12 protein-coding genes are annotated in these 13,244 nt (G+C 71.1%); 9 read left to right on the top strand and 3 right to left on the bottom strand.

What is annotated here, in order from left to right:
* Nucleotides 1-136: 136 nt before the first annotated feature.
* Entirely contained in the window at nucleotides 137-568 is a 432-nt protein-coding gene (locus ACYVJJ_RS13655; protein ID WP_460834356.1) for an OsmC family protein, read from the top strand.
* A gap of 99 nt (nucleotides 569-667) precedes the next feature.
* On the opposite strand, the gene ACYVJJ_RS13650 is transcribed toward ACYVJJ_RS13655, so the two are convergent.
* Together ACYVJJ_RS13650 and ACYVJJ_RS13645 are read right to left on the bottom strand one after the other, a co-directional pair.
* A complete protein-coding gene (locus ACYVJJ_RS13650) occupies nucleotides 668-1,543 on the bottom strand; it encodes a PhzF family phenazine biosynthesis protein (RefSeq protein WP_460834355.1) in 876 nt (291 codons plus the stop codon).
* Nucleotides 1,544-1,572: 29 nt separating this feature from the next.
* Nucleotides 1,573-2,430, bottom strand: coding sequence for a PhzF family phenazine biosynthesis protein (locus ACYVJJ_RS13645; RefSeq protein ID WP_460834353.1), 858 nt, complete (start codon nucleotides 2,428-2,430; stop codon nucleotides 1,573-1,575).
* Nucleotides 2,431-2,598: 168 nt separating this feature from the next.
* Between ACYVJJ_RS13645 and ACYVJJ_RS13640 the strand changes: the two genes are divergently transcribed.
* Genes ACYVJJ_RS13640 through murD form a run of 3 tightly spaced genes read left to right on the top strand, consistent with a single transcriptional unit; the run spans nucleotide 2,599 to nucleotide 7,946 of the window.
* On the top strand, nucleotides 2,599-5,190 hold the full coding sequence (locus tag ACYVJJ_RS13640) for a bifunctional aspartate kinase/diaminopimelate decarboxylase (protein ID WP_460834351.1): 2,592 nt from the start codon (nucleotides 2,599-2,601) through the stop codon (nucleotides 5,188-5,190).
* Nucleotides 5,183-6,541: a UDP-N-acetyl-alpha-D-muramoyl-L-alanyl-L-glutamate epimerase gene (murL, locus tag ACYVJJ_RS13635; RefSeq protein WP_460834350.1), complete on the top strand. Its 1,359-nt coding sequence runs from the start codon at nucleotides 5,183-5,185 to the stop codon at nucleotides 6,539-6,541. The genes ACYVJJ_RS13640 and murL overlap by 8 nt, the downstream gene beginning before the upstream one ends.
* A complete protein-coding gene (gene murD, locus ACYVJJ_RS13630; protein ID WP_460834348.1) occupies nucleotides 6,522-7,946 on the top strand; it encodes a UDP-N-acetylmuramoyl-L-alanine--D-glutamate ligase in 1,425 nt (474 codons plus the stop codon). Before murL ends, murD begins: the two co-directional genes overlap by 20 nt.
* A gap of 134 nt (nucleotides 7,947-8,080) precedes the next feature.
* Here murD and ACYVJJ_RS13625 read toward each other — a convergent pair whose 3' ends face one another.
* Nucleotides 8,081-9,067, bottom strand: coding sequence for a polyprenyl synthetase family protein (locus ACYVJJ_RS13625; protein WP_460834346.1), 987 nt, complete (start codon nucleotides 9,065-9,067; stop codon nucleotides 8,081-8,083).
* Nucleotides 9,068-9,232: 165 nt separating this feature from the next.
* On the opposite strand from ACYVJJ_RS13625, the gene ssb reads away from it, so the two are divergent.
* From ssb to rfbD, 5 genes are read left to right on the top strand one after another with little or no spacing between them, the layout of a single operon-like run.
* On the top strand, nucleotides 9,233-9,733 hold the full coding sequence (ssb, locus tag ACYVJJ_RS13620; RefSeq protein WP_460834345.1) for a single-stranded DNA-binding protein: 501 nt from the start codon (nucleotides 9,233-9,235) through the stop codon (nucleotides 9,731-9,733).
* A 43-nt stretch (nucleotides 9,734-9,776) separates the two neighbouring features.
* Nucleotides 9,777-10,829 carry a dTDP-glucose 4,6-dehydratase gene (gene rfbB, locus ACYVJJ_RS13615; RefSeq protein WP_460834343.1) on the top strand — a complete coding sequence of 351 codons (1,053 nt, stop codon included), beginning with the start codon at nucleotides 9,777-9,779 and terminating at the stop codon, nucleotides 10,827-10,829.
* On the top strand, nucleotides 10,826-11,719 hold the full coding sequence (gene rfbA / locus ACYVJJ_RS13610; protein ID WP_460834341.1) for a glucose-1-phosphate thymidylyltransferase RfbA: 894 nt from the start codon (nucleotides 10,826-10,828) through the stop codon (nucleotides 11,717-11,719). Before rfbB ends, rfbA begins: the two co-directional genes overlap by 4 nt.
* Nucleotides 11,716-12,273 (top strand): dTDP-4-dehydrorhamnose 3,5-epimerase, encoded by a 558-nt coding sequence (gene rfbC, locus ACYVJJ_RS13605; RefSeq protein WP_460834339.1) that lies wholly within the window; start codon nucleotides 11,716-11,718, stop codon nucleotides 12,271-12,273. Before rfbA ends, rfbC begins: the two co-directional genes overlap by 4 nt.
* Nucleotides 12,270-13,187 (top strand): dTDP-4-dehydrorhamnose reductase, encoded by a 918-nt coding sequence (rfbD, locus tag ACYVJJ_RS13600; protein WP_460834337.1) that lies wholly within the window; start codon nucleotides 12,270-12,272, stop codon nucleotides 13,185-13,187. The genes rfbC and rfbD overlap by 4 nt, the downstream gene beginning before the upstream one ends.
* Nucleotides 13,188-13,244 lie beyond the last annotated feature (57 nt).

Raw genomic sequence — 13,244 nt, 5'->3', positions numbered from 1 at the left:
ATGGCGTGCCGACCCACCTTAGCGCGCGTTTCCACGGACGTCCCGTTGCATCGCACAAGCCGCATGTGAAGACCGATCACGCCGGCTTAGCGGCCGCCCCGTAGGCTGCGGCGCACTCCATGATCGCGAGGAACCGATGGCCATCACCCGTCATGCGACCGCCCGCTGGGAAGGCGACCTCAAGTCCGGCCAGGGCCGGCTCGACACGCCGCAAAGCGGTGTCTTCGAGAATACGCGCTACGGTTTCAACACGCGCTTCGGCGACGAGAAGGGTGCGAATCCCGAAGAGCTGGTCGCGGCCGCGCATGCAGGCTGCTTCGCGATGGCACTGTCGGCGATGCTGACCGAAGCCGGGCATCCGCCCAGCTACATCGAATCGCGCGCGGACGTGGAGATGTCGATGGACGGCGGCCCGCACATCACGCAGATCCGCCTGAAGGTGCGCGGCGAAGCGCCGGGCCTCGACGCCGCGCAGTTCCGCGAGCACGCCGAGAACGCGAAGGCCAACTGCCCGATCTCGAAGGTGCTCGCGGCGGTGCCGATCTCGCTCGAGGTGCAGGAGGGCTGACGCGGCCTGCGACGATCCGGGCGCACGCCGCTGCTGCGTGCTGCCTCGCGCCGTCGCGGGGGCGCCCGACCGCGCATGGAGCCGCCGCGGCCGCGCGGTCTACCAGTCGATGTGTCCGCTGACGACACTGCGCACGTGGCCGCCGGACCAGACGTCGCCGGCTTCGTCGACGTGGAGCTGCAGGCGCGCGTCGAAGCCGACCTCGCGGCCCTGGCTCGCCAGGTAGCGGCCGTCCTTGCCCGGAAGCGCGTCGTTCTGCGCGAGCCAGGCGGCGAGCGTGGCATTGGCCGCGCCCGAGGCCGCGTCCTCGAAGCGCGCCGTCGCCCCGACGAAGGCGCGCACCACGATGTCGTAGCTGTGGCCGGCCGCGGCACGTGCGAACGCGCACAGGCCCATCGTCTCGGTGCCGAGCGCGAGCTGCTCGATCGCATTCCAGTCCGGTTGCGCGGCGCGCAGGTCGGCCTCGCTCGCGATCTCGGCGAGCCACCAGCGGCGCCCGCCGTCCATCAGCGCGGGCGGCAACGCGCCGAGTCGCATCCCCGCGAGCGCGGGTGCGATGCGCGCGTCGCAGGCGGCCACGCGCTCCACCAGCCGCGCGCGCGGCGTGCGCACCGCGATGGTCCGCGACGCGCCTTCCCCGTCCACCCGCAGCGGGAGCCGCCCGACCGCGCCTTCCTGCACGAGCACGCCGTCACGCGGCGTCGCGAGGCCGGCTTCGAGCACCACGTGCGCGGTGCCGACGCTCGGATGGCCGGCGAAGGGCACCTCGCGACGCGGGCTGAACATGCGGACGCGATAGTCCGCGTCCGCGTCCGTCGGCGGGAAGACGAACGTGGTCTCGGGCAGCCGCGTCCAGCGCGCGATCGCCTGCATGGCCGCGTCGTCGAGGCCCTCGGCGTCGAGCACGACGGCGAGCGGGTTGCCGGCGCCGGGCCGGTCGGCGAAGACGTCGAGCTGGACGTAGCGGCGATTCATGGGCGGGGCGTCGCGCGGGGCGGCGCAGCTTACCAAGCCACCGTGCCACGGATGACCGGCTGCACGCGGCCGCCGATCCAGACCTCGCCATCGGCGTCGACGTGCACGTGGACGCGGCCGTCGCGGCCCACCTCGCGGCCCTGCGACGCGGTGTAGCGGCCGTCGGTGCCCGGCACGCGGCCGGCCTCGACCAGCGCCGCGGCGATCGCCGCGTTCGCGCTGCCCGTGACGGGATCCTCCGGGACGCCATCGGCGGGGCAGAAGGCGCGGACGACCAGGTCGGCATCGCCGGCCGCCGTCGCAAATACGCAGAGCCCGACGGCGGCGTCGCCGGTGAGGCGCTCGATCGCGGCGAAATCCGGCTGGAGGCCGCGCACGGCGGCCTCGTCGGCGACCTCGACGACCCACCAGTGTGGGCCGTTGTCCCACAGCGCGGGCGTCAGGGCGCCGCGCGGCACGCGCGTGAGGAGGTCGTCGAGGTGCACACCGCTCGCCCGGGGCGGCGCAAGGCGACGCGCCCGCGGCGCACGCACGGCGATCGTGCCGTCGCCGGCGACCCGCACCGGCAGGTCACCCGCACCGCAGCGCTGCAGCAGTGCGTCCGCCGCGGCATCGGCGAGGCCCGCGTCGCGCACCGCCCAGGCAGCACCGAGGCTCGGGTGCCCGGCGAACGGCAACTCCTGGCGCGGGGTGAAGATGCGCACGCGGTAGTCCGCGCCGTCGCCCGGCGGGAACAGGAAGATCGTCTCCGACAGGTTCGTCCAGGCCGCGAAGGCCTGCATCGCCGCGTCGTCGAGGCCCTCGGCATCGATGACGACCGCGAGCGGGTTGCCCGCCCCGGGCCGGTCGGCGAAGACGTCGAGCTGCAGGTAGCGGCGTTCGGCCATGGCGACGGCTTGAAGAAAGGCCGCGCATCATCGCGCCGACGGGGGCGGGCGTCATCGAATAAAATCGCCGGCTCTCATGAGCACGCGTCATTCGCCCCCCGGGGCGGGCGCATGCTCCGATGGCCGCCCCGCGGCCTCCGGCCGCATGGCCAAACCCCCGAGGACATCGTGGAAACAGCGACGCGCTGGGTCGTACTCAAGTTCGGCGGCACTTCGGTGTCCCGCCGGACGCGTTGGGACACCATCGGGCGCATCGCGGTCAAACGCCTCGGCGAGGAGGGGGCACGCGTGCTCGTCGTGGTCTCGGCGCTTTCGGGCGTGACCAACGAGCTGCAGGCGATCGCGCAGGCCGGCGACACGCCTGACGCGCGGGCACGCATCGACGCGCTGGTGCAGCGGCACCGCGAGTTCGCCGTCGATCTCGGGCTCGATCCGGACCAGGTGCTCGGTGACCGCCTGGCCGGGCTGGCATCGCTCGGCGAGGATCCCCGCGCGGCCACGCGGGTGCTCGACTGGCAGGCCGAAGTGCTGGGGCAGGGCGAGCTGCTGTCCTCGACCCTCGGCGTGGCCTACCTGAAGTCGCAGGGCCTCGACATCGGTTGGTGCGATGCACGCGAGTGGCTGCGCGCTGTCGAGCTGCCCAACCAGAGCGACTGGGCGGGCCGGTTGTCGGTCAACTGCCTGCATCGCCACGACGCCGATCTCGCCACGCGCTTCGCCGCGCAGCCGACCGCGATCGTGCTCACGCAGGGCTTCATCGCGCGCCATGGCGACGGCGGCACGGCGATCCTGGGCCGCGGCGGCTCGGACACCTCGGCCGCGTATTTCGGCGCGCTGCTCGGCGCGCGTCGCGTCGAGATCTGGACCGACGTGCCCGGCATGTTCACCGCGAATCCGCGTGAGGTGCCGGACGCCCGCCTGCTCGCGCGCCTCGACTATGCCGAGGCGCAGGAGATCGCGACCACCGGCGCGAAGGTGCTGCATCCACGCTCGATCGGCCCGTGTCGCGACGGTGGCGTGCCGATGGCGATCCTGGACACCGAGCGCCCGGATCTGCCCGGCACGCGCATCGACGCGAGCGCGGCGACGGTGCCCGGCGTCAAGGCGATCAGCCGACGCAATGGCATCGTGCTGGTGTCGATGGAATCGGTGGGCATGTGGCAGCAGGTCGGCTTCCTCGCCGACGTCTTCGAGCGCTTCCGCCGGCACGGCCTGTCGGTCGACCTGATCGGCTCGTCGGAGACGAACGTCACCGTCTCGCTCGACCCGAGCGAGAACCTCGTCACCACCAACGTGCTGAGCGCGCTCAGTGAGGACCTCGCGCAGGTCTGCCGGGTCAAGGTGATCGCGCCCTGCGCGGCGATCACGCTGGTGGGCCGCGGCATGCGCTCGCTGCTGCACAAGCTGTCGGATGTCTGGGCGACGTTCGGCCGCGAGCGCGTGCACCTGATCTCGCAGTCGTCGAACGACCTGAACCTGACGTTCGTCGTCGACGAGGCGGACGCCGAAGGCCTGCTGCCCACGCTGCACGCCGAGCTCGTGCGCGGCGGGGCGATGCCGGTGCTCGACGAGAGCGTCTTCGGCCCGGCCTGGCGCGATGTCGTGCACGGCGCGCCGGAGCGCGCGGCGCCGTGGTGGCGCGTGCGTCGCGAGGCGCTGCTCGAGCGCGCGGCGGCGGGTACGCCGCGCTACGTCTACCACCTGCCGACCGTGCGCGAGCGCGCGCGGTCGCTGCTGCAGGGTCCGGTCGACTGCGGCTTCTATGCGATCAAGGCGAATGCGCATCCGGAAATCCTGAAGGCGCTCGAGGCCGAAGGTTTCGGCTTCGAATGCGTCTCGCGAGGCGAGGTGGAGCACGTGCTGCGCTCGCTCCAGGGGCTCGAGCCGTCGCGCATTCTGTTCACCCCGAGCTTCGCCCCGCGCCGCGAGTACGAGGCCGCATTCGCCGTCGGCGTGAACGTCACCGTCGACAACATCGAGCAACTGCAGCGCTGGCCCGATGTCTTCCGCGGTCGACGCGCCTGGCTCCGGCTCGACCTCGGCCACGGCGAGGGGCACCACGAGAAGGTGCGCACCGGCGGCGTGGAGGCGAAGTTCGGTCTGCCGATCGCGCGCTTCGAGGCCTTCATGCGCGAGGCCCAGCGCATCGGACTGCGCATCACCGGCCTGCATGCGCACCTCGGCAGCGGCATCGACGAGCCCGCGCACTGGCGCGAGGTGTACTCGACCCTCGCCGCGCTCGCCGAGAGCGTCGACACGATCGACCACATCGACATCGGCGGCGGGTTCCCGGTGCCGTACACCCCCGACGCGCGACCGTTCGACGTCGAGGCCTGGCGCACGGGCGTGCAGTCGATCAAGTCGGCGTATCCGCGCTTCCGCCTCGCCATCGAGCCGGGCCGCTACCTCGTCGCCGAGAGCGGCGTGCTGCTGCTCGGCGTGACGCAGGTGGTCGAGAAGGACGGCGTGCGGCGCATCGGCGTGGACGCCGGCATGAACGCGCTCGCCCGCCCGGCGATGTACGACGCCTACCACGGCCTGCACGTGCTCTCGCGGCTCGACGATGCGGACGTCGCGACGTTCGACGTGGTCGGCCCGATCTGCGAGAGCGGCGACGTGCTCGGCCGCGGCCGCCGCCTGCCGCGCGCGACGCACGAAGGCGACGTGCTGCTCGCGGCCGACGCCGGCGCCTACGGCATGGCGATGGCCAATACCTACAACCTGCGGGACCTGCCCGCAGAGGACGTGATCGATGACTGACTGGCGCTTCGAGCGCGACGCGATCCGCCGCTTCCGATTCGTCGACTGCGCCTTCGACGCGTCGGCCGGCATCGCGCGGCTGGGCTATGCCTTCGACGACGGCCCGGTCCTGACCGAGACGGTGACGATCCCGGGCGCACCGTTCGACCTCGACGGCCCGCGCGCGGAGGCGGTGGAGCGCGCGCTGCGGCTGCTGCACCTGTTCGCCGGCGTGAGCTACTACAAGGCGGCGGTGCCGCGTGAGATCGCGATCGAAGGCTATGCGATCGACGCGGGCACGGCCGCATTCCTGACCGAGATCTACGAAAACGGCCTGGGCGAGTTCGCCTATCGCAACGGGCTGCAGTTGCGCGGGACGATCCGCTTCCCGTCAGACGCCGGCACCGCGGGGCCGGCGCCCGAGCTGGGCCTGCGCGAGCACGCGCTCGTCGCGATCGGCGGCGGCAAGGACTCACTGGTGAGCATCGAGTCCCTGCGTGACGCAGGCATCGCGCAGACGGTCACGTGGATCGGCGGCTCGCAACTGATCGCCGCCTGCGCCGCGCGCACGGGCCTGCCGACGCTCAACATCGGCCGCCAGCTCGCCCCGGAGCTGTTCGAATACAACCGCAGCGGCGCCTGGAACGGGCATATCCCGGTGACCGCGGTGAACTCGGCGATCCTGGCGCTCGCCGCGCTGCTGCACGGCTGCGACCAGGTGGTGTTCTCCAACGAGCGCTCGGCGAGCTACGGCTCGATGATCGAGGGCACCGGCGAGGTCAATCACCAGTGGTCGAAGGGGTGGGCATTCGAGCAGGCCTTCGCCGGGCACCTCGCAACGCACGTGGCCGCGGACCTGCGCTACTACTCGCTGCTGCGTCCGCTCAGCGAGCTCGCGGTCGCCCGTCAGTTCGCGCGTAGCGACCGCTACGACCAGCACTTCTCCAGTTGCAACCGCAATTTCCACATCCTCGGCGAACGCCCGGCGCAGCGCTGGTGCGGTATCTGCCCGAAGTGCCATTTCGTCTTCCTCGCGCTCGCCCCGTTCATGAGCAAGCCGCGGCTGGTCGGCATCTTCGGGCGGAACCTGCTCGACGATCCCGAGCAGACGCCCGGCTTCGACGCGCTGCTGGAATACCGCGACCACAAGCCGTTCGAATGCGTGGGCGAGGGCCAGGAGTCGCGCGCCGCGATGGCGGCGCTCGCGCAGCGCCCGGAATGGCGCGAGGACGCGATCGTGGAGCGCTTCGGACGCGAGATCGCGCCGCAGCTCGGCGACGTGCCGGCGGTCCCGTCGCTGCTCGAGCTGTCGGACGAGCACGCGATCCCCCTGGATGTCTGGAACCGCCTGCGTGCGCGTTTCGCAGCTTGACGGCCGGCACGTCGCGCTCTGGGGGTGGGGTCGCGAAGGCCGCGCCGCGTATGCCGTCCTGCGCGGGCGCCTGCCCGATCTTCCGCTGACGCTGTTCTGCGGCGCGGGCGAGGCCGACGATGCGCGCGCGCTCCGCGACGCGCGGCTGGTGATCGAGACCGAGGCGACTGCCGAGCGGCTCTCCGCGTTCGATGTGGTGGTGAAGTCGCCGGGGATCAGCCCGTATGGCCCGGCCGCCGAGGCCGCTGCGGCGCAGGGCACCCGTTTCGTCGGCGGTACGGCGCTCTGGTTCGCCGAGCATGCCGCCGCGGACGGCGTCGTCGATCGCAGCGTCTGCGTCACCGGCACCAAGGGCAAGAGCACCACGACCTCCCTGCTCGCGCACCTGCTGCGCGCCGGCGGGCATCGCACCGGCCTGGCCGGGAACATCGGCCTGCCGCTGCTGGAAGTGCTCGATCCCGCCGAGCCGCCGCTGTTCTGGGCGATCGAGCTCTCGAGCTACCAGACCGGCGACGTCGCCGCGAGCGGCGCCCGCCCGGACATCGCGGTAGTCCTCAACCTCTTTCCCGAGCACCTCGACTGGCACGGCTCGCACGAGCGCTACATGGCCGACAAGCTGCGGCTCGTCACGGCGGCAGCACCGCGCATCGCGGTGCTGAATGCCGCCGACCCACGGCTCGCCGCACTCGAGCTGCCGGCGGCGACGGACGTGCGTTGGTTCGGCGACGACCGTGGCTGGCACCTGCGCGGCGACATGCTCCACCGCGGAAGCGCGGCGGTGCTGGATACGCGTTCGCTCCCGCTCCCGGGCCGCCACAACCGCGGCAACCTCGCGGCCGTGCTGACGGCCATCGAAGCACTGGGGCTCGATGCCGCGGCGCTTGCGCACCATGCGCTCGACTTCCGGCCGTTGCCGCATCGCCTGCAGACCCTCGGCGTCCGCGACGGGCTCGCCTGGGTCAACGACTCGATCAGCACCACGCCGCATGCGACGCTCGCCGCGCTCGACTGCTTCGCCGATCGGGAGGTCGTGGTGCTCGTCGGCGGGCACGACCGCGGTGTGGACTGGGCCGACTTCGCGGCTGCGATGCAGCGGCGCGCACCCGCCGGCATCGTGACGATGGGCGCGAACGGTCCGCGCATCCACGCGCTGCTGGAACCGGTCGCCCGGGCGGGCGGGGCACGCCTCGACGCCGCGGGGGACCTCGCCGGGGCCGTCGCGATCGCACGCCGGTGGCTGGGCGCAGGCGGTGACGCGGCCCGCCCGCCGGTCGTGCTGCTGTCGCCAGGGGCGCCGAGCTTCGGTGCCTACCGCGACTACGTCGAGCGCGGGCGCCACTTCGCGCGCCTCGCCGGCTTCGATCCCGATGCGATCAGCTCGATTCCGGGGCTGGGCATCGCCTGAGGCGGGGCGCCGGATCCGTACGGTGCTGCGGCCCTCGCCTCGATCGGGTCGTCAGCGCACACGCATGCTCAGTCGACCTGGCCTTGCGCCCTGTGTTGCGAGGGGATTGGTCGCGCGTCGCCGATCGAGGCCGCTCAGGCGCCGCGATCCACGGCGTAACGCGCCAGCGCGCGGAGCGCGTCGACATATGGGCCGGACGGCATCTCCGCGAGTGCGGCGACGGCGCGGTCCGCATACTCGGCTGCGCGCGCACGGCTGTAGTCAAGGCCGCCGGTGCGGCGGATCGCCGCGACGACTTCATCGAGCGCCCCCGCATCGCCCGCCTCGACGATCTCGCGCAGGCGTGCCGACGTCGCCGCATCGCTGTGTGCCATCGCATGGATCAACGGGAGCGTGGCCTTGCCCTCGGCGAGGTCGTCGCCAAGGTTCTTGCCGAGCGCATCGGCGTCGGCCGCGTAGTCGAGCACGTCGTCCGCGATCTGGAACGCGTAGCCGAGCGCCATGCCGTAGGCCTCGAAAGCCTCGCAGCGCGCGGCGTCGGCATCGGCCAGCAGGGCGCCCAGGCGCGTCGCGGCTGCGAACAACACCGCCGTCTTGCGCTCGATCACCCGCAGGTAGGCGGGCTCATCCGTGTCGGGGTTCCGGATGTGCAGCAGCTGCAGCACCTCGCCCTCGGCGATGCGGTTCGTGGTGTCGGCGAGGATCTGCATCACCTCCATCCGCTGCAGCTCGACCATCAGCTGGAACGAGCGCGAGTAGAGGAAGTCGCCCACCAGCACGCTCGCCGCGTTGCCCCAGACGGCGTTGGCGGTGCGACGGCCCCGGCGCAGGTCGGATTCGTCGACCACGTCGTCGTGGAGCAGCGTGGCGGTGTGGATGAACTCGACGACCGCCGCGAGCTGGTGGGCGCGGCCGTCCACGGCCTGCGGCCCGCCGCAGGCCCCCGCCGCGAGCAGGAGCAGCATCGGCCGCAGGCGCTTGCCGCCGGCGCCGACGATGTATTCGGCCACCTGGTTGATGAGCACCACGTCCGAGGCCAGGCGGTCCCGGATCAGGCGGTCGACCGAGGCCATGGGCTCGCGGGCCAGCGCCTGGATTTCGGCGAGGGTCATGGCGGTCATCGGCAGCTCGTGCGCAGGCGGGGCCGGAATTATAGGGACCCGGTGCGCCCGCGCTTCACGGACGCGGAGAAACCCTACGCGGGCCCGCGCGGTCAGCCGAGGGATCGGCAGGCCCGGGTATACTTCAATGTCGGTCGTCAACCACGATCCAGAAGGACTAGACACATGGCACGCGGCGTCAACAAGGTCATTCTCGTCGGCAACCTCGGCAACGATCCCGAGGTCAAGTACACGCAGGGCGGCATGGCCGTCACGACGCTCAGCCTGGCCACCACCAGCGTCCGCAAGGACAAGGACGGCAACCAGCAGGAACGCACCGAGTGGCACCGGGTGAAGCTGTTCGGCAAGCTCGGCGAGATCGCCGGCGAGTACCTGAAGAAGGGTCGCCAGGTCTACATCGAGGGCTCCATCCGCTACGACAAGTTCACCGGCGCGGACGGCGTCGAGAAGTACTTCACCGATATCGTGGCCGACGAGATGCAGATGCTCGGCGGCGGTGGCGAGGGCGGTGCCGGCGGCGGCGCGGGCCGTGGCGAGTTCCGCGGCGGCGGCGATCGCCCGCAGCGCAATGCGCCGGCACGCCAGGAGGCCCCGCGCCGCGAGGCGCCGGTTGCGCGCAACAACGACTTCGGCAACGACTTCGCCGACGACGACATCCCGTTCTGATCAAAGCCGGCTTCGCCTCTCCTTCGGACAAGGAATCTCACGCTTGACTACGTGGCTCGTCACCGGCGGCGCCGGCTTCATCGGCGGCAATTTCGTTCTCGACGCGGTCCGGCGCGGGATCCGCGTCGTGAACCTCGACGTCCTCACCTACGCCGGCAACCTGGACACGCTCTCGGTCCTCGAAGGCGACGGGAACCACGTCTTCGTGCAGGGCGACATCGGCGATGCGGCACTCGTGGAGCGCCTGCTCGCCGAGCACCGGCCTGATGCAGTGGTGAACTTCGCCGCGGAGAGCCATGTCGACCGTTCGATCGACGGGCCGGCCGCGTTCGTCCAGACGAACGTGGTCGGCACGCTGTCGCTGCTGGAGAAGTCGCGCGATTACTGGCGGTCGCTCGAGGGCGGAGCGCGCGAAGCGTTCCGCTTCCTCCACGTCTCCACCGACGAGGTCTACGGCTCGCTGGGCGAGACGGGCAAGTTCACCGAGACGACGCCCTACGCGCCCAACTCGCCGTACTCGGCGTCTAAGGCGGCCTCCGACCACCTAGTGCGTGCGTTCCACCATACGTATGGCCTGCCGGTCCTCACGACCAACTGCTCCAACAACTACGGCCCGTACCAGTTCCCCGAGAAGCTCATCCCGCTGATCATCGCCCGCGCGCTGAAGGGCGAGCCGCTGCCGGTATATGGCGACGGCCGCAACGTGCGCGACTGGCTGTTCGTCGGCGACCACTGCAGCGCGATCCGCCGCGTGCTCGAGGCGGGCCGGGTCGGCGAGACCTACAACGTCGGCGGCAATGCCGAGCGCGAGAACATCGAGGTCGTGCGCACGATCTGCCGGCTGCTCGACGAGCGCCGCCCGCTGGCCGATGGCCGGGCGCGCGAGTCGCTGATCACGTTCGTCGCAGACCGCCCGGGCCATGACCGTCGCTACGCGATCGACGCCTCCAAGATCGAGCACGAGCTCGGCTGGACGCCCACCGTCACGTTCGAGCAGGGCATTGCCGCGACCGTCGACTGGTACCTCGAGCACCAGCCCTGGGTGGACCGCGTGCTCGACGGCAGCTACCGCCTCGAACGGATCGGCCAGGCATGAGCACGACCGGGCGCAAGGGCATCATTCTCGCCGGCGGGTCCGGCACGCGGCTGTATCCGATCACGCAGGCCATCAGCAAGCAACTGCTGCCGGTCTACGACAAACCGATGATCTATTACCCGCTCAGCGTGCTGATGCTCGCGGGGATCCGCGACGTCCTGGTGATCAATACCCCGCACGAGCAGGCACTGTTCCGCGGCCTGCTCGGCGACGGCTCACAGTGGGGCATGCACATCGAGTACGCCGCGCAGCCGAGTCCCGACGGGCTCGCGCAGGCCTTCCTGATCGGCGAGGAGTTCCTCGACGGCGCACCGAGCTGCCTCGTCCTCGGCGACAACATCTTCCACGGCCCGGGCCTGACGGCGATGCTGCAGCGCGCCGACGCGCGCGAGCACGGCGCGACCGTGTTCGGCTACTGGGTGAGCGACCCGGAGCGCTACGGCGTGGCGGAGTTCGACGTGGACGGACGCGTCATCGGGCTGGAGGAAAAGCCCGCCGAGCCGCGCTCGAACTATGCGGTCACCGGGCTTTACTTCTACGACGGGCGCGCGAGCGAGTTCGCGAAGTCGCTGGCGCCGTCGCCGCGCGGCGAGCTCGAGATCACGGACCTCAATCGCCTCTATCTCGACGAGGGATCGCTGCACCTCGAGCGCCTGGGCCGCGGTTACGCCTGGCTCGACACCGGCACGCACCAGTCGCTGCTGGAAGCCTCCAACTACATCGAGACGATCGAGGCCCGTCAGGGCCTGCGCGTCTGCTGTCCCGAAGAGATCGCCTGGAACAACGGCTGGATCACCAACGACGACCTCGTCAAGCTCGCCGCCCCGCTGGTCAAGAACGGCTACGGTAAGTACCTGCTGGGCCTTTCGGAGCGCGGTTTCGTCCCATGAGGCTGATCGAGACCGATCTGCCGGGCTGCATGGTCGTCGAACCCCCGGTGTACGGCGACGACCGCGGCTTCTTCTTCGAATCGTTCAACCTCGACCGGCTCGCGCCGCACGGCATCGCGCCGCATTTCGTCCAGGGCAATGTCTCGTCGTCGAAGCGTGGCGTGCTCCGTGGGCTGCATTACCAGTGGCCGAATCCGCAGGGCAAGTACGTCTCGGTGATCGAGGGCGAGGTCTGGGACGTCGCCGTCGATATCCGCCGCGGTTCGCCCACGTTCGGTCGCTGGACGGCGGTCGTGCTGAGCGCGGAGAACCGCCGCCACTTCTGGATTCCGGAGGGCTTCGCGCACGGCTTCGTCGCACTGAGCGAGCGCGCGGTGTTCACCTACCTGTGCACGGCGACGTACGACCCGAAGGCCGACGCCGCGATCCGCTGGGACGACCCGGCGCTCGCGATCGACTGGCCGATCGCTGACCCCTTGCTTTCGCCGAAGGACGCCGCCGCGCCGCGGCTGGCCGAGGTCGCCGAGGACCGCCTGCCGATCTGGACGCCATGAAGGTCCTCCTCGTCGGCGCTGCGGGGCAGGTCGGACGTGAACTGCTCGCCCGGCGTGGACCGGGCGAGGACTGGGTCGCGACGACGCGTACCGGGGAGTGCTCCGATATACGCGTGCCTACGCTTGCGCTCGATGTCACGGACGCCGCCGCGATCAGCCATCTCATTCACGCCGAGCGCCCCGATGTGGTGCTCAACGCTGCGGCATACACCGCCGTCGACCGCGCCGAATCCGAGCCTGAGCTGGCGTTCGCCGTGAATGCGCGGGCCGTCGAGGCGCTCGCGCGAGCCTGCGCGTCGACTCGGGCACGGCTGGTGCACTACTCCACGGACTATGTCTTCGATGGCCGCGCCGCTACGCCCTATCGCGAGGAGGATCCCACGTCGCCGCTGGGCGTCTACGGGCGCAGCAAGCTGGCTGGCGAAGACGCGATCCGTGGAATCCACGAGGGTCACCTGATCCTGCGTACCGCATGGGTGTACGCGACCCATGGGCACAACTTCCTGCGCACCATGTTGCGGCTAGGTGCCGAGCGCGAGGCGCTACGGGTGGTCGCCGATCAGGTCGGTTGTCCGACGCCCGCATGGCTTATCGCCGACGTCACGCTCGGCTTGATGCGTCGCGAGGCCGGGCCGACGGGCACCCTCCATCTCGTCTGCGGCGACCGGACCAGCTGGCACGGTTTCGCTGAGGCGTTGCTGCAACGGGCAGTGGACGCCGGTCACTTGGCGCGCATGCCGTCGGTTCTTCCGATCACCACGGCGGACTATCCCACGCCTGCCGCGCGGCCTGCCTTCTCGGTACTGGCGACCGATGCGCTCCAAGCCCTCGGCGTGGGGGTCCCGACTTGGCGCGAGGCGCTCGATCGCACGCTGCCGATGCCCGACGCGCGCGCGGACGGCGCGGTAACCTAGCATCAGGCGACGCATGGGGTGTCGTCTACGGGCGTGGCTGGACCGCCGCCTGCATCA

The sequence above is a fragment of the Lysobacter humi (ex Lee et al. 2017) genome, assembly GCF_054781815.1.
Note: the sequence above shows the minus strand (reverse complement) of the source record. Positions and strands in the feature narration are given on the sequence as shown.

Coding starts and splice junctions, on each gene's coding strand:
- murL (WP_460834350.1), top strand. CDS start 5,183: ATGACTGACTGGCGCTTCGAGCGCGACGCGATCCGCCGCTTCCGATTC.
- rfbC (WP_460834339.1), top strand. CDS start 11,716: ATGAGGCTGATCGAGACCGATCTGCCGGGCTGCATGGTCGTCGAACCC.
- rfbD (WP_460834337.1), top strand. CDS start 12,270: ATGAAGGTCCTCCTCGTCGGCGCTGCGGGGCAGGTCGGACGTGAACTG.
- ACYVJJ_RS13645 (WP_460834353.1), bottom strand. CDS start 2,430: ATGGCCGAACGCCGCTACCTGCAGCTCGACGTCTTCGCCGACCGGCCC.
- ACYVJJ_RS13655 (WP_460834356.1), top strand. CDS start 137: ATGGCCATCACCCGTCATGCGACCGCCCGCTGGGAAGGCGACCTCAAG.
- ACYVJJ_RS13625 (WP_460834346.1), bottom strand. CDS start 9,067: ATGACCGCCATGACCCTCGCCGAAATCCAGGCGCTGGCCCGCGAGCCC.
- ssb (WP_460834345.1), top strand. CDS start 9,233: ATGGCACGCGGCGTCAACAAGGTCATTCTCGTCGGCAACCTCGGCAAC.
- rfbA (WP_460834341.1), top strand. CDS start 10,826: ATGAGCACGACCGGGCGCAAGGGCATCATTCTCGCCGGCGGGTCCGGC.
- ACYVJJ_RS13650 (WP_460834355.1), bottom strand. CDS start 1,543: ATGAATCGCCGCTACGTCCAGCTCGACGTCTTCGCCGACCGGCCCGGC.